Consider the following 21902-nt stretch of genomic DNA (forward strand, 5'->3'; position numbering starts at 1 on the left):
GCTATACTGTTGCTTCCTTTGCCGGGAAGGGGTGAATAAAAACGGCGAACCTCCTTATCCTGCGCTCGCGAAGTGACTTTTTAAGGGTCAACTATCTAAAAAATCAAGGGATGGCAGTATGAACGATATGGCGGCGTTTGTTCAGAATTCGTCCATGGAAGATAAAATTGAATTTGCCATGTGCCTGCTTGCGCAGATGTCCATACGCGATTTGATGGACAGGAATAATTGCGGTATGACAGACGCCGTTGCGGACTTTATGGAATCGACGACCGCCGTTTGCCTGTTTGACAAGGAGACGGGCCTTTGGGAAAATGGCCCCGATTACATTGTAGGCGAATACGAACAGGAAAAACGTCGGGCATTGGCCTAGATTTCCCTATGGATAAGGACAAAATTCAACATAAGGAACTTGCCGCGGGCAGGTGGGCTGAAATGCCGCTTGCGCTCCAGATGTTGAATATCGGCAGCGAGATTTCCCGTGCGAACCGCTGGAAATCCAAAGGCAACCAGAACCAGGTGGAAAGGGCGGTAGAGTATAGGTTGAAAAGGCTGGCCGCGTAAGGAGCCTGCTTAGGCTAGACTTCGAGTTGAGTCAGTTTCCCGTTTTCCTGTTCCGCCTTGAATATGTCGTAGACATAGGGAGAACTTTCAAGGTAAAGTCCGGTTTCCGGGTCAACTAGTTTGGCGAATGTTTCAGAAGCGTAGAACCTACGCATAGCCTCGATGAGAGAGAGTTTCTGGTCTTCCATCACATACGAGATGATGTCTCCCGTTATGAGTTCAGCAAGCATTTTTGGCTTAGACATGGGCCGACTCCTTCTTTTTCAACAGCGCAATCGCTTTTTCTGAGTGGAAGAGAATCACTGTATCTTCCCTCCGTTCTGCTGGCTGACTAGCGTCAGGTCGTTGATGGCGTCTTCAAATGAAAGCGTATGCTCCACATCGTAGAATTCGACAAGGAAATCCATCGCTCCGTGATTGCATAGATAATCAAAAGCCTGCTTTTCGGTGAGGCTCTTGTTTGCGGCGAACTCGTTGACGCATGCAACGGTATATCTGATCAGTTTCTTGTCCATTTCTTAGATAATATACATCTTGACATCGCCGTTGTCCGTAACGGTGAAACTGTAGTTGGCGATAATCATGTCGGCCTTGTCGGCGATTTCATTAAGCTGTTGCTCGGACATTGTCCACCTCGACAGATGTTATCGGTGGCAAGAAAATTTTCGGGTCGATGTAAAGGTCTTCAAGGATAGGGACCAGGTCGATATAGTCCTCGACGAGTTTGTCCTTGTTCTGGCTATATACGGCATCGACCACCAGGTAGCCGTTGTCCCATTCCTTCACCTTTGCAATCTTGACAAGGCTATACGGCCCCTTGAACCGTATAGTCCGCCCGTTAAAGGAGAAGGATATGTAACATCCGTCATTTGACAGGATTGCCTTAGAATTGACCATATTTGAAATATAATTTAATTGGCGGGCTTAGTCAATAGCCTTAGGGGTCTGACTAAATGCTCGCTTGCACGATTCCTGTAAAAAAGGTATATTCAATGGTAAAAAGAGGTATATTCTGACTGGGTTTGAAAAATATTTGAAGGATTATTTTGATCGAAAGGAAGCGCTTGCTTACCGTTCAAAGATTATACAACGTACAGAAAACCTGTTTGAACGAAACGCTTTGTTGGAAGAGTATTATCCACTTCGCTTTTTAATCTGGACGGAAAATGTTGAGAAAAATCGTAATTGAAAATCTGGGTGTGTTTAACCTCATTTTTGCCTAAAAACCACCTACAATTGTGTAAAGTCGCTTCCGCATTTGCGGGAGCGGCTTTTACATTGTGGGGGAGTTGCTTGAACTTTTGCTTTTGTTACAATGTCACTTGTGTAAAGCAGCGGGGGCAAATGTCCGGGCGGTTTTGTCACTTGTGCAAAACGGCCCGGTCTTTTGCCGGAGTGCCTTTTACAAGTTGAACAGGATGCCTGAACATTTGGCCGAGCACCTTCACCGTTTAGGTGATGGTGCTGGGGCATTTGCTGGAGCGGCATTTACAAAGTATATATTCAGGGTGGGCGAGCCGCCATACATTCTTGTCCTGAGCGGAGGCTGTCATTCTGGAGCGAAGCGATAGAATCCAGGCATAGCCCTGATAGGATCTCAAAGCATTAAAAAGGACCGCAGCGATGCGGCCCTTTTTGTATATGGAGGGGGAGGAATCCCCCTGGCTTCAGCCCCTTTGGGTCTTCCGCGCACCCCCACTGCGGGCTTCAGACGCCAGCCCGCAACGCCCGGGCTTGATTGAAAAAGAATTTTAAGACCATTTATTGGTTCGTTGTCTTTTTTTCTAAAATGATATAATTTATGTGCTAGGAATTACAAAAGGATTTTTGTATGAAAATTGGTAAACAAACAACTAGAGTTTATGGAATTGCTGACCCGGCATTACAGCGGATGCCTATAGAAAGAATGTACCTAGAACAATATGTTGTTCAACTATTCGCCAATATCAATGCTACAGGCCATAACCATAATCGGCCTATTTCGTGCGGAACGGCCTCGATAATTCCGCTTGGTGGTCGGATATTCTTGCTGACTGCAGCTCATGTTGCCGATGAAATGAATTTGGCGGTACCTTGCCCTGGTTCTACAAAAATAGTGCAACCAATTTATATGTCTTTAGAAGGGACTAGGCTTTTATCTGTTGCTCCATCTATTATAAGAAATAAGGATGACAAAGATTGGGCCTTAATTCCTGCTGCAGATGAAATTATCATAGGCTTTCAGAATATAGGTCTTAGACTCTCCAATTATAACGCTCTGCCTACTGCAAAAATCTATACAGTTGTTGGTTTTCCCTCGTCCCGATGCAAGGCTGTTCGATATAAGGGAAAAGCGTATATCAAGAGTAGATCGTATTCATATTCATCGCCGGAAGCGGATCTAGCAACTTATAAAAAATATGGATTAGATCCCAAACTCCATATAGCCATACCATTCAATAGGGGATATGGTTTTTATGATTTGTCAAATCCAAAGCGAAAAAATGTCTTTCCTGATACTCATGCGATGAGTGGCTCTCCGATATATAATGAAAGAGGCTTTCTTGTTGGCATCTTTACAGCTTGTTCCAAAGATAAGGAAGTTTTGCTTGGAACTAGATTTAGCGCGATTGTTGAGGATATTTCATCAGATTCTAAAATGAATGTTGATTTTTGGCCGGCGAAAAATCAGGTGGCAAGTAGTGACAATTCTGAATTGAAAATAAGGCCGTGAACAGCCACATCGACCATAAGAAGGCCCACCTGAAACTTCGCAAGGGAAGGGGCAAGATTACCGTGACTCCGGAAAAACCCGAAACGGCGGTAATCGAAATCCCCACCGAAACGAAGGACGAGGAAAATGCCGCATAACAATCAAATACAAGACATGAACAACGAATCTCCTGCCTGATTGGATATCAGACAGGAGTTTTTTTTCTGTATGACCAGCCCTAGTCGGGTATGCCAATACATCCACATTTGGTGGCTTAGCCCATAAAACTCCAGAAAAAATTTTTCTATAAGTGGTGAAAAAAAAGTCTAGCAGATAATAAATAAATAATTTTAATCCTTTTTTTTGCATATAGGAATGTGTTGAATTAAATTTACAATCCTTGCCGCTTGTCATAATTTATATTTACAGTATGCTTTCAAAAATCTTACAGGCTTTGCTTGCTCTTTGCTCTTTTGTGTTTTCGCAATCTGTGGAAACGGGCGATGCGTTCAATAAATATATGTCCCCTGATGGTGGGATAAACCCTTTATCTGGAACGGTTAGCTTTAGTGTTCCTCTTGCAACGCTGTCTGCAGGGGGTGTATCCACCTCGTTTGCTTTGAATTATTCGGGTAATGTTTCTCAGAGTGTAAAAAATCGAAATGACTTGAGTCCGACTAGCTGGGTTGGTTTAGGTTGGTCTATGGGTTTTGCTAAAATCGTTAGCGAAAACAACCATTCGATGAGCCTTTTGGATGATTTTTATTACCTAGTAACAGCAGAGGGGATTCGTTATAAGTTGATTTATGAGGGAAATCGATGGTGGATTGAAGGTTTGCCATATTGGTTGGTTGAAAGACATGTTGAAACAAAAATTTTGAGTGGCAAAACTTTTGAAATTGTCGTTGGATGGGTTCTGACAGATGATTCGGGCAATAAGTACCAATATGGAGATATGTCTTATTGTTTGACCAATGCTTTAGATACAGCCTGTAGTGCGCAAGGAGCGACTGCGTATGAGCTAGGTTTTCCTGCATTTGGGCACACGGGCGAGTCTATTGACGGGGACGATGTTCCTTATCCTGTTTCTTGGAGCCTAGCTAAAATTTATGATTGGAAAAATAATTCTTTAATATATTCTTATTACCAGTTTCAGGAAAAAATAAAGCATGGTTCCTGGACTTCTCAAAACAGATATACAAAAGAAACATACTTAAAAGAGGTTCGTTCCTCGATGGGTTCTTATGTAAAGTTTGTTCTTTCAGATAAAAATGAAGGTGATTTTGAAGGTGAAGTGGTTGATGCTATCGGAAAAGAAGAACTTTCTGCTGATGATGAAAATGATGCGTTTGTGGACCCCCTGGAACGAAAATTCTTGTCTAAGGTAGAACTTTATGGAATGGATGGCGAAATTCTGCAAACGGTAGGCTTCTGTTATGAAGCTTTGAAAGTTTCTCCAAGTCTAGACGCCGACGAAAATAAAAAATACACCAAGCGTTTATTGACACGAATAGTGTGGGCGAATGGCGCCGGAAAGGAAACGAAACGAGAATCGTATGAATACTACGATAATGTGTATAAAGCGTATTTGAATGATTCCTACGCGTTAGGCATGATGAAGGAAATTCAGGGGGCGAACTGCGGAAAAGTGTCATTTGATTATGTCTATCAGGCCATAGATAAACAACCGTTGACTATTCACTCGGAGAAATTGCCTGTCGTCAACGTGTCGCTAGGTTACTTGGAGGACGGAACTCCCTATTTGTTAGGTGTTGACAAGAACGAAAAAAAAGTTGTTGTTTATTATTGGCGAAACGGCGCCTGGAATATACGAAAGGAATTAAGTTCACTGCCGTATCATGACAAAGGGTATTTTATTACGGAGAAAAACAACTGGTTCGCCTATGTGACAGGTAATGGCGTTAGCTACGATATGTATCCTGTTGTATGGGATGGTGCTTCGTGGCAAGTGAAGCCTTATGTTCATGATGATGGTGATAAGGAATTGGTGCTTACAGGTCCTAATTATATAGTAAAGGGCAACCTGTCTTCAACTAAATCAACCTTGACGCTCACAGTTCCTTGGACTCTATGGGGAAATACTTTTGTAATAGATACTCTTTCTGCTGATGAAGGGAGTATGGATAATCAGTTCCTTCAGATTTATCCGTCGGAAAATCATATTGCTGTATCTTATATAGGTAAAGATTGGGGGAACAACTACCGAGTAAGAATTTTTTCTTTTAAGTACGATGCATCCGGAATTTCTGTTCAAAAAACCTATGATAATGATGATTTGGACGACGATAATCGTTACTATTGGGGAAACGGTTACTTGTTTGGTGCCGTGGAGTCCACTGGCCTTTGGGGGCAACGAGCAGAAGCGTATCATTGGAATGGTAGTGGTTGGACAAAATTGCTTAACTATGATGTTCATGGGGTTCAGGGTGTTCCGAGGGCGCAGGCTGTAGGTTATAATTATGTCGCTATGCGACACAATGACAACGATGACTTGACTTTATTTGATTGGGATGGTGAATCCTGGCGGATTCCTTTTGAAAATAGGAATATGGTTCATCATGATGATTTTGACCTTTTGGAAGAGGCGGAATGGGATGCTGTTGGGAGTAGCAATTTCTTTGTGACAAGAAGACCCAAAGTAGATAACATTATTGAAATACCTTACATTTGTTGGCCGAAATTTAAGCGTTGGGGTGTAAAGTGGAAATGTAAATATGTGAGAGTGTGGAGTGAAACCCACCCCGGTGCAAATATTGAATTGTTTGAGCGGCAAAATGATGGTGGGTGGATAAGATATGGTGAAGTAAATACTGATGATTCCAAAAGTGAAAAACATTTGGTTGTTGGCTCGAATTGGTATATAGAGAAACAATCAAACAAGGCTTTTCTGTGGGACGGCGTAAAATGGAACGAAGAACAACTTGATATAAATTGGAGTCACTTTGAGGATATCCGAAACCCGAGCGGACAAGGACCGACTACGGTTGAAGTCTTTGACGAGTCTTATACAATAGGTGATTTCTTTGCTGTTGAAGGAGCTGCCGAAACAACGGAAGCCGGAACAACGACAATCTACTATAAGAAAAATGATTCCTTCGTAAAGAATAAGGGGGTTCTGCTTGTTGGACAGAAAACTGTGCATGACCCTATTGTAGATAAGAAATTTTCTTACAAGTATGTTTATAATTTTGACAATGCTCCGGATGTTGCCTTTGACTATGTAAATAATACACCTTTAATAACGACTGTTCGCATTGAATTGCCTGATAATTCAGGGATGATCGAAAGAGAATTGTGCCCAATTGATTATGACAGTGTTGGCCTTGGCTTAGGGAAAATTTGTAGCGAAAAGACCTTCGTTGGGGAGGTTGTTGAAAAAAGTTCGATTTCAAGGTATTCTCGTTATCGCAATTCTAACTGGCCGAATTTGTTGCATGTTGATGCGGTCAGTTCTGTTGAAACGTATATCAAGGGAGTCAAGAGCAAGGATTCGATAGAGTATAATATTGCGCTTAATGGACTGCCCTCAAGAAAATTGTTTTTTGAAAACGGTTCGAATGATATCTCTAATGAGCAGGTTCTCAGATATTCGGCGGAAGAATATGCTTTTGAACGTAATGAAAATCATCTCCGCAACCCATTGCTTTCTTATTCATGTAAGCCCAATTGCACTTCGGGAAAAGTAGTTCAGGCTACGGCGGCTCGTTATGCCGCTGCAAACGACTCAATAGGAATACCGCACCTTGTTGAAGAATGGGCTTATAATCCTGAGGAACTCGTAAATGGAAATTCGTTCCAGGGAATTCCTTGGGCTCTTGATGCGAACCCGAGTGCTATATGGAAAAAGAATTCTGAAATCTCAAAATATTGGAATGGTTTTGCGGTAGAACGAAAGGATGCTCTTGGTAACAAGACCGCGCGGATAGTTGATGATGACTCAATTGCTTTTGAACGTGCCGTGGTGCAAAATGCCGGATTTGATGAAATTCTTGTTATTCCTGGTGATCGTTGTGACGAAAATGGCATGGAAGTGACTAGTGAATGTCACTTGTTGCCTTTACAGGGAAGAGCAACCGATGGCGAAGGTGCGTCTAATGGTCGCTTTTCAAAAGTCGTGATGGATTTGAGATATGGCTTTTCAGGTGTCGTCAAGCAGGCAAGGCAAGGTAAATATCGTTTTTCCGCATGGGTCCAAAATGCGGACAACACATCTGCAACAGTTACGTTGTCACTTAATGGAATACAGAAATATAACTGGACTTTAGATGGGAATGCAGCCGGTAAATGGCATTATGTCGAGTGGGAAGGCGAAGTGAATTCGGGTTTACAGAATGTTTCCTTGTCTGGTACGGGAAATACTCGTGTGCAGGATATTCGGATGATTCCCGCTGGTGCTGCAGCCATGGTCAAATACTATGATGTACACTTCGGGATGCCTGTTGCCGAAGTTGATGATCGAGGTGTTGGTAAGCATATTACGCTGGATGGAAACGGACGGATCAAAAAGACTTTTGGTGAAGATGTTTCCGGTAGTCTACGGCTTGTAAGCGAAAATGATTTCATCGATGCAAGATGTAGCGATCCTTCTCTTGGTTCAGATGACTTGGCGTCTTTATCTTTTGATTCCAAACCGATTCTGCAGTCTTCGACTAATCGAAACTTGCAATATGTATTGGCCGGAAACAAGGAGGATGTAGTTATTTCTTGGGAACCAAAGAATTCGGAAGATGCAGTCCGTTATCGTCTTTATGCGGACGGAGAGTCTGCTTCGGCTGGATGGCATTACGACTGTTGCTCTGCTACCGATGGGTTGTATGCTACATTTGATAACAATACCTCATATACATTGGAAATAGATGTCGGGGCGGATAGTGTCGGGATTTATACTGTGCATATTCAGAAAGCCTCTTCCGGGTGGGTTGGCTATGGAAATGTCTTGAGAAAGGCAGAAATGCCGCTGTTTATAAATAGGGGCGATTCTTCGAAAATAGTCTATTCTGCATCAGATGGAGTCTATACGGCTGATTTTAGTGGAAATGTATGGATTGAAAATCTGGTAACTTTGCAAAAATCTAAAGCTCTGTCGGGAACAACGTCTGGTGGAAACAGCTATTTGCTTTCAATGCCGCGAATCCTGATGGTTGATTCTACTAGCAACGAAAATGCTGAACTGTTCTCTGGCAATTCAGAAACATGGACCAACAATGGTTACATTTTTGATGCCTCCGTATACGGGCTTGATTTTGCTATGTCGGCGAATTCAACTGGCAATGTTTGTGCGGCCTATGTAAAGACAGCTGCCCATGATAGCACAACGCCTTCGGTACTAGCTTCCAGTTGTTTTATAAACAATGTATGGATGCCTATAGGTGGCTATACGGTGTTTGGGCAAGATTTTGATGCGCCTCCATCTGTTGTGCCGGGTATTATAGAGAATGGCGATGTGTTTGGCGTTGATTTGACAACAGGTCCTGGCGGAAAACTCTATGTGGCGTACGTTGCACGAAATCCCTATTTTGAACTATATAAGGATGATGTGATTGCTGAACATGGAGATAGCGTTTCTTCTCCCAAATTCTTGATTATAAAGAGTCTTTTTGATTCTTCGGAATCTGGGATATCTGGCTCAGGAAGTATTTGGGCGGGGCCGACTCTTACAAAGGATTCTGCTTCCAATGACATGCTTCCGAATTATCTAGGAGATTTTGTCTTTATGGATGATTCAATACCACTTACCATGGTGAAGCAGTTTAAGATTGTTGGCGATGCTGACTATATCTACCTTGCTGTCGCATACAATGTCTCTGTGGATAATACTGGTAAGACTGCTATTACGGTTCTCAGGGGCGAATTTGTCGACACGGAAGATGAAGATGGTATTCCCGAACATAGACTCCAGTTTACTCCCTACGAGGATGCTTCTATTGTAAATTCTGCGGGATTACCCGTTGAACAGGAACGCCGGATTATTGCTTATTTAGAAAGTGATGCTCCGTTTGATTTTGCTGTTCGGAATGGAATCCCTTATGTCTTGTTTGCGAATAGTCAAAACGAAGATGGACTCACTCTTGTAAGTTATCGAGATTCACGATGGCTTTCTGTTGGTATCCCTGCTTTCATTAAGTCAAATAAAACGGTGAATTCGGCCAGCTTGGCTTTTGGCTCAAATGGAACCCCCGCTGTTGTTGTACGGGCATCGGATAAAGAAACGAAAAGTCGCAGAAAGCATATTGTTCCAATGAAGTATGTATCGGCGGATGACGTTGATATAACTCTTTCTGGAATTCAGGTTACGGGTGCCGTGACAACAATTTCGTCCGAATTCCGTCAATACATTTTAAATTATTCGGCCAAGGTATTGTCGGATGACTCTGTCATTGAAATATCACCCGCCTTGATGGAACCGCTGGATGTAGCTTCTGTGCAGGTGCTTCATAACGGGAACCAGGTTTCCTATGAGGGTGTCAATTTCTTTGGTGCACTGATATCGTGGGTCGGTTCAATATTTTCTCCCGGATATAACTTCCAGGATTTGACAAGTGAAATTCATTTGGAACCTGGAGAGAACCGCATAGAAATAAATGTCATCGGGGCTAATGGCGTATCTTTGACTTATACGATAGACCTGTTTAGGGAATACCCGACTGCGGATTCATCGGATAAAACATTGCAATATAGTGTCAGTACCAACAGCAATTTGATTCCTGTCGGCATAGCTTTGGATACGGCACTATATGTCAGTAGGGGGGATAGTTCGTATCGTAAATTCTGTATTCAGTTCCCGTTCGGCGTTCGTCTGTGGTTCAAGGGAACGACCTATTTCCGCAGCACCTGTGTTGATTTGGATTTCTCCAAGGCTTCAATCGATACGTTATTCTTGGAGGATGAATATGGAAATAAGCAAGTTATTTTCGTTGAAGATGACAACATTGCTGAAAACAAGAATGAAAGCGATGACGATAGTAGCGGAGTTGACGAAAATGAGAATATCCCTTTACCGTATAGGAATTTGTTAGGGCACAAGGTCTATGCTACAGGATATATGGCCCTTTATGATCGGGCTTCGATTTCTGCCGATGAAGTTGTCGGTGAAACGGTCGAGGTTTGCGCAGGAGCAAATGTTCTTGCACAGATGACTGTTGAAGGGGATGTCTTGTTACGGTCCAATTCAAATGTCGAGGATATTACTTTAGGTGGAAATCTGTATATGCAGGATGGTGCAACGCACGGACAAATTGAACATAGGAATGTCCATATTGCGGACATACCTGTAAATTATTTTGTTACAGGAATAACGGATTTTATTGTCGGCGTGAATGATTCGGCAACGATATCTTCTGGTGCATATAAGGATTTCCATGCCTATGCAAATTCGGAAATACATTTTGAGGAGGGGGAATATTATTTCGACTCCTTTGTCGTAGAACCTGATGTCAGGGTGTACTTTGATGGCCCTGTTCGTCTGTGGGTACAAAACGGTATCAGCATTGCTGACCGTGCGGGGCTCTATAATTCTCCAGGTGGAGCAGAAAATGTATTCCTTTATACGAATACAACTGACTTGATGTATTTCGGAGTCTATTCTGATTTTGCGTCCATTCTTGTCGCTCCGTTCGCATCCGTGAGCCTTGCTACTCAATCTAGGTGGGAAGGATTGATTTGGGCTAACAATCTATACGTACAGGCGGATGCCGTAATTGAATAGGAGTGAAAAAATGAAAAAGATACTAATTCTTCTATTCCTGATTGTCGGATTTTCCTTTGCCGATGTCATTGCCCAGCGATATAGCGATGGCAAAATTCATAGGGCGCTTCCCAGCTGGATAGATATGTCAGACGCGGAAGTTGTGCCTTTTTCGGTGAACGGGACTGTTCTCAGTCTTCCCGAAGCAAATCAATTTACATATATGTCGCGGACATATTCAAATCTTACCATTTTTGCCGATGGCCGCATTTCTTTCGGAAATCTGACTAATGGTCTTGATAAGGACATCGAACCCTATCTACAGCCTATTTCTGCCGATGTCAACATGGGAAACTCTTTTAGATGGAGGTCTATCGTCGATGCGAATTCGAATTATCTTACCGTTGTAGAAATGGGGCCGTTTCTGTATAGGGGAAAATCCTATTCTGTCCAGTCGTCTTTCTTTATAGACGGTGAAATTCAGGTACAGCTTTGGCAAAACGATGTTGCTCACGCCAAACCGGAATTGCTTAATTGGATGCGGCCGGTCTTGTATAACGGAACTGTAAAAACGCGTCCGGAGAAGAAACAAGTGACCAGAATGGATGTCTATGGGCCGAATGGTTTGAGACCTGGATGGATAGCGAAATCATTTAACGGGGCCGGGGTTTCTATTACTGAACCAAATGGCATTGGGACTGGCCTTCTAGTGAATATGGGAACATTTTCGCAAGCTGGGGGACTCCTTGCTTATGATTATTCTAGAGAGTACCCCGTAGTTGGTGGAATACGTAATATCGAAGTCAAGATGCTTAATCCGGTCGATGTTGACGATAGTCTTTGCATTTGGTATTTTGACGAATTTCAAGGAACTGTCTATGCAAATTATCCATCTATGAAGATGAACCAGACGATGGGGGTGTTTAGTCCCGAAGACTACACCTACCAGTGGGGTGGACCTTTCTATACATCATCTTATGTGACTAGGCCGGCTCCAGGTTTCAAATTCCAGCTGGCTTACCCACAAAACCAGAATATGACATTTAGAATAGGCCGGATTGTATACAATCTAAAGCAACTCCCGTCAATCCAGTTTCTGCCACCTAAACCATATCAGTTGACTTTTTCGATTACGGGAAGTGGTCGCGTATCGATGAACTCCCCGTCGGGTACTTCTCCGTTTAGCCTGTACGAAGGAGAAAAGGCTTCCGCTTCAATAATAGGCAAGGCCGGTTCGACGATAGAACGGATTACGGTGAATGGAAAAGTTGTTGTTCTCAATGGAGAAATTATTTCGAAAATGCCTCCCATAAATCCGTCTTTTAATGCAATGAGGGCCGCAAATGAATATGTAAAGCTTTTTAAGGTCTATGGAAACAGGCCGTATTCGAAGATTGATTTTGATATCACGGCCATGCATGAAAATGTGAATGTGGTCGTTGAATTTGCTCCCTGTGAGGCGAGGACGCTCGATGTCGTACCGGAAATGGTAAAGACCGATTCCTATCTTGATCCCGTCAACCAGTCAAATGCGAGAAAGTTTACATCGGCATTTTTCAAGGATGCCTTCGGTTCGACTGTGCAGAAGCAGGATTCTCTTGCTGACGGAAAGTATATTGTGTCAGCCGTATATAGTGACGCTCTCGGAAAAACAAAATATGAGCCGATGTCGTTTGTGCGTGATACGACTGCATTCGGGTATATGGATATGGCTTGCGAAGCCTGTGTGACCGCGGCGAATAATTATTACGACGGAACCGATTCTACAGACAAACCGAATGCGGAGAGTAATGCTTTCACGGAATTCGAACCGAGATATGGAAATACTTCCGGTTCCTACGGAAGGAATGCAGGGATAGCGAGGCGTTCTTTTGAATATCAGCAGCAAGTCCAGGAAGCCTACGGTTTGCCCGCTTCTGTTGCGACGGACTTTCTCTATTTGGATTATTTGAACGAAGACAATATATCGGATAATTTCAGGAAAAGAATCAAGAACCCTGGCGGAAAGCATTTGACGATATCTCGCGATGCTGAAGGGCGTTATACGCAAAGTGTAACGGATGAAAAAAACAGGACTGTATCGACATGGACATACGATGGCGAGAATGAACTTGTTGTCATGAACGAGTATGATGGCTATGACAGGTTGATTCGATCTTATCTTAGGGATTATCCTGCGTTTGCGGATACGATGGGCTATGATGCCATGGGTCGCCTGCTCTCGAAAAAATCCAATGACCATGGCCTGGTGGAATATGCCTATGATTCCCTGGGAAATTTAAGGTTTACGAGAAACGCTCGCCAGAAGGCTTTGGGAAACAACTACTTTATGGCGAATGTATATGACGGCGAAGGGCGTGTTGTCGCAATCGGCGAAGTACATGGCGGTCATGACTTTGCTGCCCCAAATACGGCGATTGCTTCCGCAGCTCTTACTCCCATAGTCCGCACAGTTTACGGAAAGCCGACATCCGATACATTGACCCTATACGGGGTAAACCTGAACAGTTCGCTGCTTGGAAACATTCTGTCTCAGATGGACGGAATACGCGATTATGATGTCGGGGCTATCATTGCCTACGACGGTGAAGGTAATCCGGTATCCATAAAAATGAAGTCCTATGACCGCATTGGGCGCATGTCAAGACAGTGGGTCGTCTATCTGTTTGATGATGTCCCTGCGGTACAATTGTCCTATGTCTATAACTTGTCCGACGAACTGGCTTCTTCTACCTATTCGGAATGGAATGGAAACGGTTGGACGCAAAAGTCAACAAGGACTAGAACTTACGACTACAAGGGTCGTCTCGTTGAAACACGCGAAGGCAATTCCTTGTTGGCTAGCTATACGTACAGTGCAAATGGGAATGTTGTATCCAAACATTATTACGACGCGGGGACTGAGGTGTTTGCAAAAACTGTTCGGCGCGATGTATATGGAAGACCCGTTGTACTAGACTATAGGAACGGCTCTACGGAGCTTTATTCTGAAAACATATCGTATGAAAATCCCTTGTCTGTGCGACAGTCAACCGTGGCAAGAGTGTGGGCTGATGCGGGAACTGTAGGCCGAGTTGTAGAAAATGCTGGCTATACCTATGACTATCTGGGCCGTCTGACGGAAATGTCCGGAACTAGAAATGCAAGTTATAGTTACGACGAACTTGGACGATTGACTGTCAAACACGAGGGATCTCAGGCTGTAGGGTATTACTATGGTTCTCAGAGCCATCAAGGGTATTATCGACCTTATGGTATGACAATTTCGGGTAGAAGCTATACCCCGTATGAGTATTATTCTTACGACGCTTCAGGAAATGTGTGGCTAGACCGTTATGCTCGTGCCGCCTACGAACTGGATGCCAGGGCCTTGCCGGAAAAAGTGCGGTTATATCCTGAAGTCCCATCGGGGATTTCGCTGGAAAATTTGGATGATTTCTCGTCTTCGGAATCGGGGCAAATTCACATGGCCTATGATGAAAACGGCCAGCGCGTCTATTTTAACTACAGTGACGGAAGTTCCGGTTACGGAGAAGCGACCCTGAGCGGTGTGGGCGTTTACCGCAAGGATGGAAGTGGGGATTATACTCTTGTACGGGAGGATTTGATTGCTGGCGGCTACCGCAAAGATGGCGCAGCGTATTTCCCTGTGACAGATGTTCAGGGCAATATAAGGGGCTATGCAAATACATCTGGAGTCCAGAGCGCATACGCCTATTACCCATACGGAGCACTAATTGACTTGGCTCATGACGATGCTGAAGATTCAAGACGCTGGCAGGCCAAGGAATTTGATTTCTACATAAACAAGTATTACTTCGGTGCACGATTCTATGACCCGCTCTTTGGACTATGGCTTACGCCGGACCCTGCCGGACAGTTTGCGAACGCCTATACTTATGGTGGCGACCCGCTAAACTATATAGACCCAAACGGGGAAAGTGTGACTGCGGCCATCATTGTGGGGGCCGCTATAGGAGCCGCTATTGGCGGGACTGTTTCGGCGGTGAATTGTAGCGGAGCAAATGAAGTGGGATGTGGTAAAGCAATTGCACAGGGTGCCGCAGTAGGTGCCATTGCTGGAGCTGCTAGTGGAGGAGTCGGAAGCGCAGTAGGTGGTTTGGCAACGGGTGCTGCTGGAGTTCTTATGGAATCTGGTTCGGCGGCGGCCTTTGTTGGAGGTGCTGTTGGTGGTGCTGCAGGATCTGCTGCTGGTTATACATCAAGTTATTTTTTAAACAACGCTTTGGGGAATCGTTCCGAATGGAGTTGGTTGGGGTGGAATGGCTTTCTTGCACAAGTAGGCATTGGAGCGGTTTTAGGAGGAACGCTGAGTGAGATTCGCTTTCAAACAGATGTCAATTATCAATGGAGTGTTTATGAAGAAACATATAATTTTGGCAAACGTTTTGATTTCTTAAATCGAGTTGCTAATTATATAGGAAATGAAGAAGGCTTAGCCTCAGGAACGATATCTGTGGATATGACACAGGAATATTTTCGGGTAGAAAGTGCTACCAGCAAAACTGGATTTGTTGATGCGGAGGGAATGACTGATAATTTGGGCAATATAAAAATTGCGAAATCGGCCACCACATCAGCAGCAAATTTTTATGAAACAATTGCGCATGAAGGTCTTCACCAAAAATTTAATTATATGGGACCTGATAATATGAGACTGATGTTTAATAATAGTATTGATGCTGAAGAAGCTCTAGTAAGAGATCGTTTATTAGATCATAAGTTTAATAAATTCTGGCCTAATGAACGTGCGAAAGAAATCTCTGATTTAAAAACATTTATTGAAAGAAAATCAACAAGCAAACAAACTATAAAAACTTTAGAAACTTTTGGAAACCGAAGGCGCTTGTACAATATTCTTTTGGAGACGCAACGAAGATGACTTTTAGATTTCTTGTTGTAACCCTTTTAGTGATGAGTAGTTGTGCTGTTTTGAATGGTGACCGAAATCGTTGGAGTGTGAAAATTTTTTCAGAGAGAATAAAGGACTCGTTCCATAGCAGGTATACGTATGAACCAGGGGAAAAGTCTATTTTGCGCTATAATGTGTGTGAAGAAAAAATAGAGAATCGAATAATTTTATACCCTTGTTCTCTAGAATATATAACATTCAAAGAATATGTAGAAACTTTACAAATAAAAGCGAGTGGGGTTGGTGAGTTAAATGTTCTATTTTTTTATTATGCGGCACAAATGTATTATTTTCCCGAGGATTCAAGTTCTTCTTCCGTAAAATCCATTTATTCGTTTGCGTCTGAACGGGGACCTATTTATATAGATAATAATGGGGCGAAATTCGCTCTTTGCCAATCTACAGATGGAATAAAATGCGATTATCTTTTTGCAGAAATATCAGTAAAAAAAGACTGTGATTCGTGTATTACAATTTATCATGAAATATATATGGATTTGTTTTTAAAAGAAGAAATGAATGCAGAAAAATTGTTGAATGTCTTGAAGGAAGAATCAGTGGCAGATGAAAATTATATTCCGTCTGATGTAGTTAGGCATACTTGGCCTTATTACAAGATGGATGGCAATAAAATGGCAGATTACTAAAATTTTTTGAATGGATGATATTGAATAGCAATGCCAAGTCATCGTTCGCAATCGGCCCTATGACCAAGTCGAACCGACCGTCTATGTTGGAGTCTTCTTGCGGGTCTTTCAGTTTTGTTGCGTTTCGATTTGTGATGACGAATTTCGCCCATTCTACGCTGGGTGAATCAAAGTGACGGATGTTCAGGGTTCCCAGTTTGTCCACCGAATTGTCGAAATCGTATATATTCAGGGTGGGCGAGCCGCCATACATTCTTGCCACACTTTGCGCCATCCTTACAGCCTGCTCCCGAATGGTGGTAAGGTAGAACCCCTTGCCGAAATCCTTGTTCGGACGGCACTTGGACAGTTTAATTTGGGCGATGTCCGTGTTCGAACCGTGGAAGAGAATCACTGTATCTTCCCTCCGTTCTGCTGGCTGACTAGCGTCAGGTCGTTGATGGCGTCTTCAAATGAAAGCGTATGCTCCACATCGTAGAATTCGACAAGGAAATCCATCGCTCCGTGATTGCATAGATAATAAAAAGCCTGCTTTTCGGTGAGGCTCTTGTTTGCGGCGAACTCGTTGACGCATGCAACGGTATATCTGATCAGTTTCTTGTCCATTTCTTATGATAATATACATAAAGGTTAGAGCGTGGGTTCGGTTTATCAGCGATTTTGAGAATAATAATCGGGATTCTACGGTGCGTGTCGAATGTAAAAAACGATATGGAGAAAAATGCGTAAGGGGGCCGGACATAATAGATATGTGGAAAAGATATTTTAAGGAAAAATGTGTGGCTGTACCACAACGGGGCAAGCATAACCTCAAAGAGTTTTTTCTTATGAAAGATGTAATTTGTGACTTTTATCTCGGCGAAAACATCTACAATTCCACAGGCGAACTAATCCAGCGGGATTTTGATATGTTCATGTCTGGGGCTAAGTAGACCATTTAACACAATTTTTGCCTAAAAACCACCTACAATTGTGTAAAGTCGCTTCCGCATTTGCGGGAGCGGCTTTTACATTGTGGGGGAGTTGCCTGAACTTTTGCTTTTGTTACAATGTCACTTGTGTAAAGCAGCGGGGGCAAATGCCGGGCGGTTTTGTCACTTGTGCAAAACGGCCCGGTCTTTTGCCGGAGTGTCTTTTACACTTATGCGAAGAAGCCTGAACATTTGGCCGAGCACCTTCACCGCTTAGGTGATGGTGCTGGGGCATTTGCTGGAGCGGCGTTACCACGGTGATAAAGTTGCTTGGGCTTTTGCGCGAGTGGTTTCACCACTTGTGTAAAGGTCCTCGGACAATTGCATAAGCGCTTTCACCACTTGTGCAAAGGCGCTTGAATTTTTGCGGGAGATGCTTTTACAAGGTGAAGAAGGTGCCTGGACTTTTGCCGGGGCGTGTTGCATTCTTGTGTAAAGGGGCCCGGGCAAATGTCCGAGGGTCAACACCACTTGTGTAAAGGCACTTGATCATTTGCTGGAGCACCTTCACCGCTTAGGTGATGGTGCTGGGGCGTTTGCAGGAGCAACATTTACAAAGTGAGGGGCATGCCTAAGCATTTGCGGGAGCTGCATTTACAAGGTGACATTGATGCCTGGACTTTTGCAGGACCTCCAACCACACTTTTGGGCTGCTTTTCGGGGCTTTTGCCCCCTTTTACCACCAGAGTTTCAGGCGCAAGTAGTCGATGGCCTGGTGCGAAAGAATCCACCAGAGCGTGCGCTTGCCCGCGAAAATCTTCGCGATTCCTGTCATGCCGGGACGGAACCACGGGGGAGTCGCCCGCACGAACTCGCCGCGCACGGCGAAGGTGTTCTCCTGGTCCTTGACGCTTGCCGTCGGGTTCATGAGCGTGGTGCGGAACCTGTACACATAATCGGGACGGCTCTTGATGGCCATGAAGCCCTCGCCGCCAAGCCGCACGTTGTTCACTTCGAGTTCGCTCACGTCGGCCTCCATGTAGATTTCTTCGATGGATGCCAGCTGGAACAGCTCGCCGCCCTGGTTCACGTGCGACCCCACGCGCTTTTGCAGGTCGCCCTCGATGACCACCGCGCTGTCCGATTCGCATCGCACCACCGAGCGCGAGAGCTTGTAGCGCACCGTCTTTAATTTCGCCAGTGTCTGCGAAAGCTTGGCCTGCTGTATGCGCAGGTCGGCCAGCTGCCTGTTCGCCTGGGCCTTCTGTATTTCGCGGCGGTTGTCCTGTTCCTGGGCCATCAGGTCGGCCTCTTCTAGCTTGAGTTCCTTCTGGTCGAGTCGCAAGAGCTCGTCGCCATTGTACACGATGTCGCCCGGCTTCACCTTCACGCTCTGGATGAACCCGTCGAAGGGGGCGCTCAGGTAGGTGATGTGGTCGGTCTTGAGCATGGCCGGGGCGCTTACCCTGTAGGGGATGGGCACCAGTGCCGCAAAAAGCACGAACGCCGTAAGCAGGATGCCCAGCAGTTTTGCCCAGGTGTGTTCGTGGCCCAGCAGCTTGGCTAACCCCTCCCGCGCGGAACGGGCGAACCTCTTGCCGAACCAGCCGCTCTTGCGGTAGAGCTCGTCTATCCTTGCGCTAGTGAGCGTTGCTACCAGGTGGATCTGGGCGGACTCCTCGTCGTCGAAGGGGTGGGCCCCGCGTTCGCAGGTGATTACCGCGATGGTCTCTTCGCCCCGCCTTACCGGGACCGATAGCATGTGCCCCACGCCGTAAGTCTTGCTGTAGTACTCGTGGATTCGGGTGGCGAGCGGGGTGCCGCCGTCCGGGGGCGGGTAGGCTATGCTGGCGTCCTGTTCGTAGGCCTCTTCCATGGCGCACTCCAGGTCGCGCACCACCTGCATCTTGCCCTCGAAATGGTCGGTGTGGCTTATGGCCGCGAGCACCACGTAGTCGTGCTTGACCATGCCGATGCTCACCCTTTCGGCGTGGTGGCGGTCGGCAATTTCGCCCGCGAGTGCGAGTGCCGCCGTCTTGAAAGTCTTCGCCTCGCCGACAACCCGCACGATGTCCAGGACCTCGTTCATCTGCCCGATCTTGGAACAGGTGGTGCGCAGGGCGTTCTGCAGCGCCTTGATGATGGCGCCCTGGTCGAACTGCGGCTTTTCCTGGTTCTGTGCGGTCATTGGACTGTCGGTTAGGGTGTGGTTTGGGTGGAATAATTAAGATTTAAGACTTTTTATCTTTTCCCATTCGTTTCGGTGCTGTATGCATTCGTTAATAATTTTGGATAATTCATTTTCATTAGTTTGCTTTAATGCGAACTGTTTCTTTGCGATGGCTTCATCTAATGAGTTGTTTTGCAATTTGAGATTTTGTTCGGCAAGTGCATTTGCAATGTTAGCTTTTTGGATGAAGTAGGCCATATGGTCCAATACAGAATTGATTGTTTTTGCGTATACAGCATCAAATTCTTTACTGTGGTATGCAAGTTGTTCTTCTAAAAAGCGAATTTTCTTTTCTAGAAGAAAAGACTCTTTTCTATAATATGGTGTTGCTAATTTTTCAATAATAGAGCTTGCAGCGGAATCTATTGATTTGATTATATTGTCGATATTATCTTTTTCCGAATCGTAAATGTGATATCTGAATTCAACATGATGTCGTTCGCTAAGATCTTTTTTATTATTCGTGATTTTAATTATTTTTATTGCGCAAAAATATCCGTTTGAATTCTCTAGGATAATGACATTCCCTGCAACTAGTGATTTGCACCTTGACGTAAAATTAAATGCTTCAGGGATGTTTTGATATTGAGGGAAATCTACGATGTCTGGATTGAAAAATAGGCTTTTGACTCCGTCTCGATAACAATAAATACTGTCATCGCCACATTCACTCCATCGTGTGTCGAATGCTTTTTTGCCGTTTCCTATAATGAAACTGCCATTGTTTAGCGTGTAGTCTAGAATTATAGAATCCTCTAAATTCGTGTTGACAAAAATAGAAGGTTTATTTTGTTGTGAAATGTCATTTCCTTTTGGCATGTGTACCAAGTTGTTACGTTCAAAATAACGTAAGCCAAGAGATTCCACAAAAGACATTTCCGCCAACATTATTTCATTTTTGTGGTTCTCTATATAGTCTGAATACTGTTCGTCTTGTAAATTGGGATTGTCTGTTTTTAAAAATAAAATCAATGCTTTTGAACGCACTGCTCCGAGTGAGATTTTTTTTGGAAACGCATATGTGGTGTATGGATTTTTTTCTCCATCGTCATAGAAGATTTCAGAAGATGCTCCACAAGCGTAATCAATAAATTGATTGTATGCTTTTCGTTGATAAGTTAATGAGTTGACAGTAAAATAATTGCTGTATGAAGTTTTCCAAAACCAATTTTTTAAATCATTAATTTGTTTTTCTGAGGGGTTTGAAATCTTTCTAAAGAATTCCATTATAAAAATTAACTGCATGTTATAAGGCAGGTATTTGTATTTGTTTACATGCAATTCGTTGTGAAGGAATTGTACCGCCTTTTTGATATAGGGGATGGTTTCTCTCGTCGTCTTTGCAAAATCATCTCGTTGGGCTAAATGCTCAATGTCAGTTTGGTCGAAATATAATTTGCCAAAAGAACTTTGAATGCAACGAAATAGAACATTTCTTGGTGTTTTTTCAAATCCGAATTCTTTTAAATCGCGCTGTGTTTTTGTAATTTCATCGGAAAACTTAAAATTGTTTTTTTTGTACGATAACGCATTGACCATCCAGTCAAAAGAAATGTCAACGCCTTTAGAATTTAATCTAGAAAAGATTTCGACGGCTTCTTCAATATTTGCATCATTAATTTCAATACAAGCGATTTTATATTCGATGAAACGACTTGCTAGGGAGTCTGCTCTATCTAAAAGATTGTCGATTTCGTCTTTAGGTATTTTGGGCTCTATGTTTGTTCTAGAATATTGGCGAAAATCACTGCTGCTCAATAAAACGTGAAGCGGGACCTGATACGGTTGCTTCATTACATCGTTACGTGGGTAGAAAAATTCTTCGTTTTTTAAATCGTAATATAAGTTAAACAAAGATTTATACATTTGCTCATCACAAGCAAAACTTGATTTATCTGGGTTTGTCAAGCAACCGAACATTGAAGAAAGTCTTTGAAATCCGTCAAGAACATACCATTTTTGATCATTGTTTTGGGGTAGCTCGAATGGTCCTACTTTACGGGATTCCTCCCAGTTCATTTTTTCTGATGGTTTCCATAGCAAAAGAGAACCTATGGGGTAATTTTTTTTAATGCTGTCAAATAAATCCTTAATATTATCGCAAGTCCAAACAAAATCTCGCTGAAAGGGGGGGACGCAGACTAGCCCTTGCTTGACTTCCGTGATAAGCGAGCCTATTGTTTTGATTTTTGTGTCAATAGTAAGTTTTTTGCACATATT

At 43.7% G+C, this 21902-nt stretch carries 14 protein-coding genes; 7 read left to right on the top strand and 7 right to left on the bottom strand.

Going from position 1 to position 21902, the window contains the following annotated elements; all coding sequences use genetic code 11:
• Window positions 1–118: 118 nt before the first annotated feature.
• Together BUA40_RS12585 and BUA40_RS12590 are read left to right on the top strand one after the other, a co-directional pair.
• Window positions 119–373 (top strand): hypothetical protein, encoded by a 255-nt coding sequence (locus tag BUA40_RS12585; protein ID WP_072801209.1) that lies wholly within the window; start codon window positions 119–121, stop codon window positions 371–373.
• Window positions 374–381: 8 nt separating this feature from the next.
• A complete protein-coding gene (locus BUA40_RS12590) occupies window positions 382–564 on the top strand; it encodes a hypothetical protein (protein ID WP_072801210.1) in 183 nt (60 codons plus the stop codon).
• A 14-nt stretch (window positions 565–578) separates the two neighbouring features.
• Here BUA40_RS12590 and BUA40_RS12595 read toward each other — a convergent pair whose 3' ends face one another.
• The 3 genes from BUA40_RS12595 to BUA40_RS12605 form a co-directional block, all read right to left on the bottom strand.
• A complete protein-coding gene (locus BUA40_RS12595; RefSeq protein WP_072801211.1) occupies window positions 579–809 on the bottom strand; it encodes a hypothetical protein in 231 nt (76 codons plus the stop codon).
• 54 nt (window positions 810–863) lie between these two features.
• Entirely contained in the window at window positions 864–1079 is a 216-nt protein-coding gene (locus tag BUA40_RS12600) for a DUF3791 domain-containing protein (protein WP_072801212.1), read from the bottom strand.
• A 91-nt stretch (window positions 1080–1170) separates the two neighbouring features.
• Window positions 1171–1461: a DUF7724 family protein gene (locus BUA40_RS12605; protein WP_072801213.1), complete on the bottom strand. Its 291-nt coding sequence runs from the start codon at window positions 1459–1461 to the stop codon at window positions 1171–1173.
• Window positions 1462–2395: 934 nt separating this feature from the next.
• Between BUA40_RS12605 and BUA40_RS12615 the strand changes: the two genes are divergently transcribed.
• The 5 genes from BUA40_RS12615 (at window position 2396) to BUA40_RS12630 (ending at window position 16541) form a co-directional block, all read left to right on the top strand.
• Complete coding sequence (locus BUA40_RS12615; RefSeq protein WP_072801215.1) at window positions 2396–3277, top strand: hypothetical protein; 882 nt, start codon at window positions 2396–2398, stop codon at window positions 3275–3277.
• The gene (locus BUA40_RS14605; protein WP_178299648.1) at window positions 3274–3414 is read left to right on the top strand and encodes a hypothetical protein; all 141 of its coding nucleotides are present in this window, start codon (window positions 3274–3276) and stop codon (window positions 3412–3414) included. The genes BUA40_RS12615 and BUA40_RS14605 overlap by 4 nt, the downstream gene beginning before the upstream one ends.
• A 272-nt stretch (window positions 3415–3686) precedes the next feature.
• Window positions 3687–10982 carry a cadherin-like beta sandwich domain-containing protein gene (locus BUA40_RS12620; RefSeq protein WP_143149802.1) on the top strand — a complete coding sequence of 2432 codons (7296 nt, stop codon included), beginning with the start codon at window positions 3687–3689 and terminating at the stop codon, window positions 10980–10982.
• Window positions 10983–10992: 10 nt separating this feature from the next.
• The gene (locus tag BUA40_RS12625; protein WP_072801217.1) at window positions 10993–15864 is read left to right on the top strand and encodes an RHS repeat domain-containing protein; all 4872 of its coding nucleotides are present in this window, start codon (window positions 10993–10995) and stop codon (window positions 15862–15864) included.
• Entirely contained in the window at window positions 15861–16541 is a 681-nt protein-coding gene (locus BUA40_RS12630; RefSeq protein ID WP_072801218.1) for a hypothetical protein, read from the top strand. Before BUA40_RS12625 ends, BUA40_RS12630 begins: the two co-directional genes overlap by 4 nt.
• On the opposite strand, the gene BUA40_RS12635 is transcribed toward BUA40_RS12630, so the two are convergent.
• From BUA40_RS12635 to BUA40_RS12655, 4 genes are all read right to left on the bottom strand, one after another.
• Window positions 16486–16935, bottom strand: coding sequence for a DUF3990 domain-containing protein (locus BUA40_RS12635; protein WP_072801219.1), 450 nt, complete (start codon window positions 16933–16935; stop codon window positions 16486–16488). The genes BUA40_RS12630 and BUA40_RS12635 overlap by 56 nt on opposite strands.
• Complete coding sequence (locus tag BUA40_RS12640) at window positions 16932–17147, bottom strand: DUF3791 domain-containing protein (protein ID WP_072801220.1); 216 nt, start codon at window positions 17145–17147, stop codon at window positions 16932–16934. Before BUA40_RS12640 ends, BUA40_RS12635 begins: the two co-directional genes overlap by 4 nt.
• Before the next feature lie 1041 nt (window positions 17148–18188).
• Window positions 18189–19640, bottom strand: a complete 1452-nt coding sequence (locus BUA40_RS12650; protein ID WP_072801222.1) for a GAF domain-containing protein — start codon at window positions 19638–19640, stop codon at window positions 18189–18191.
• Between the two features lie 36 nt (window positions 19641–19676).
• Window positions 19677–21899 carry a DUF262 domain-containing protein gene (locus tag BUA40_RS12655; RefSeq protein WP_072801223.1) on the bottom strand — a complete coding sequence of 741 codons (2223 nt, stop codon included), beginning with the start codon at window positions 21897–21899 and terminating at the stop codon, window positions 19677–19679.
• Window positions 21900–21902 lie beyond the last annotated feature (3 nt).

This window comes from Fibrobacter sp. UWT2, from assembly GCF_900142545.1.
Taxonomy (GTDB): domain Bacteria; phylum Fibrobacterota; class Fibrobacteria; order Fibrobacterales; family Fibrobacteraceae; genus Fibrobacter.

What these genes read in the sequence shown, in the direction of transcription:
- BUA40_RS12585 (WP_072801209.1), top strand. Translation starts at nt 119, where the DNA reads ATGAACGATATGGCGGCGTTTGTTCAGAATTCGTCCATGGAAGATAAA.
- BUA40_RS12590 (WP_072801210.1), top strand. Translation starts at nt 382, where the DNA reads ATGGATAAGGACAAAATTCAACATAAGGAACTTGCCGCGGGCAGGTGG.
- BUA40_RS12595 (WP_072801211.1), bottom strand. Translation starts at nt 809, where the DNA reads ATGTCTAAGCCAAAAATGCTTGCTGAACTCATAACGGGAGACATCATC.
- BUA40_RS12600 (WP_072801212.1), bottom strand. Translation starts at nt 1,079, where the DNA reads ATGGACAAGAAACTGATCAGATATACCGTTGCATGCGTCAACGAGTTC.
- BUA40_RS12605 (WP_072801213.1), bottom strand. Translation starts at nt 1,461, where the DNA reads ATGGTCAATTCTAAGGCAATCCTGTCAAATGACGGATGTTACATATCC.
- BUA40_RS12615 (WP_072801215.1), top strand. Translation starts at nt 2,396, where the DNA reads ATGAAAATTGGTAAACAAACAACTAGAGTTTATGGAATTGCTGACCCG.
- BUA40_RS12620 (WP_143149802.1), top strand. Translation starts at nt 3,687, where the DNA reads ATGCTTTCAAAAATCTTACAGGCTTTGCTTGCTCTTTGCTCTTTTGTG.
- BUA40_RS12625 (WP_072801217.1), top strand. Translation starts at nt 10,993, where the DNA reads ATGAAAAAGATACTAATTCTTCTATTCCTGATTGTCGGATTTTCCTTT.
- BUA40_RS12630 (WP_072801218.1), top strand. Translation starts at nt 15,861, where the DNA reads ATGACTTTTAGATTTCTTGTTGTAACCCTTTTAGTGATGAGTAGTTGT.
- BUA40_RS12640 (WP_072801220.1), bottom strand. Translation starts at nt 17,147, where the DNA reads ATGGACAAGAAACTGATCAGATATACCGTTGCATGCGTCAACGAGTTC.
- BUA40_RS12650 (WP_072801222.1), bottom strand. Translation starts at nt 19,640, where the DNA reads ATGACCGCACAGAACCAGGAAAAGCCGCAGTTCGACCAGGGCGCCATC.
- BUA40_RS12655 (WP_072801223.1), bottom strand. Translation starts at nt 21,899, where the DNA reads ATGTGCAAAAAACTTACTATTGACACAAAAATCAAAACAATAGGCTCG.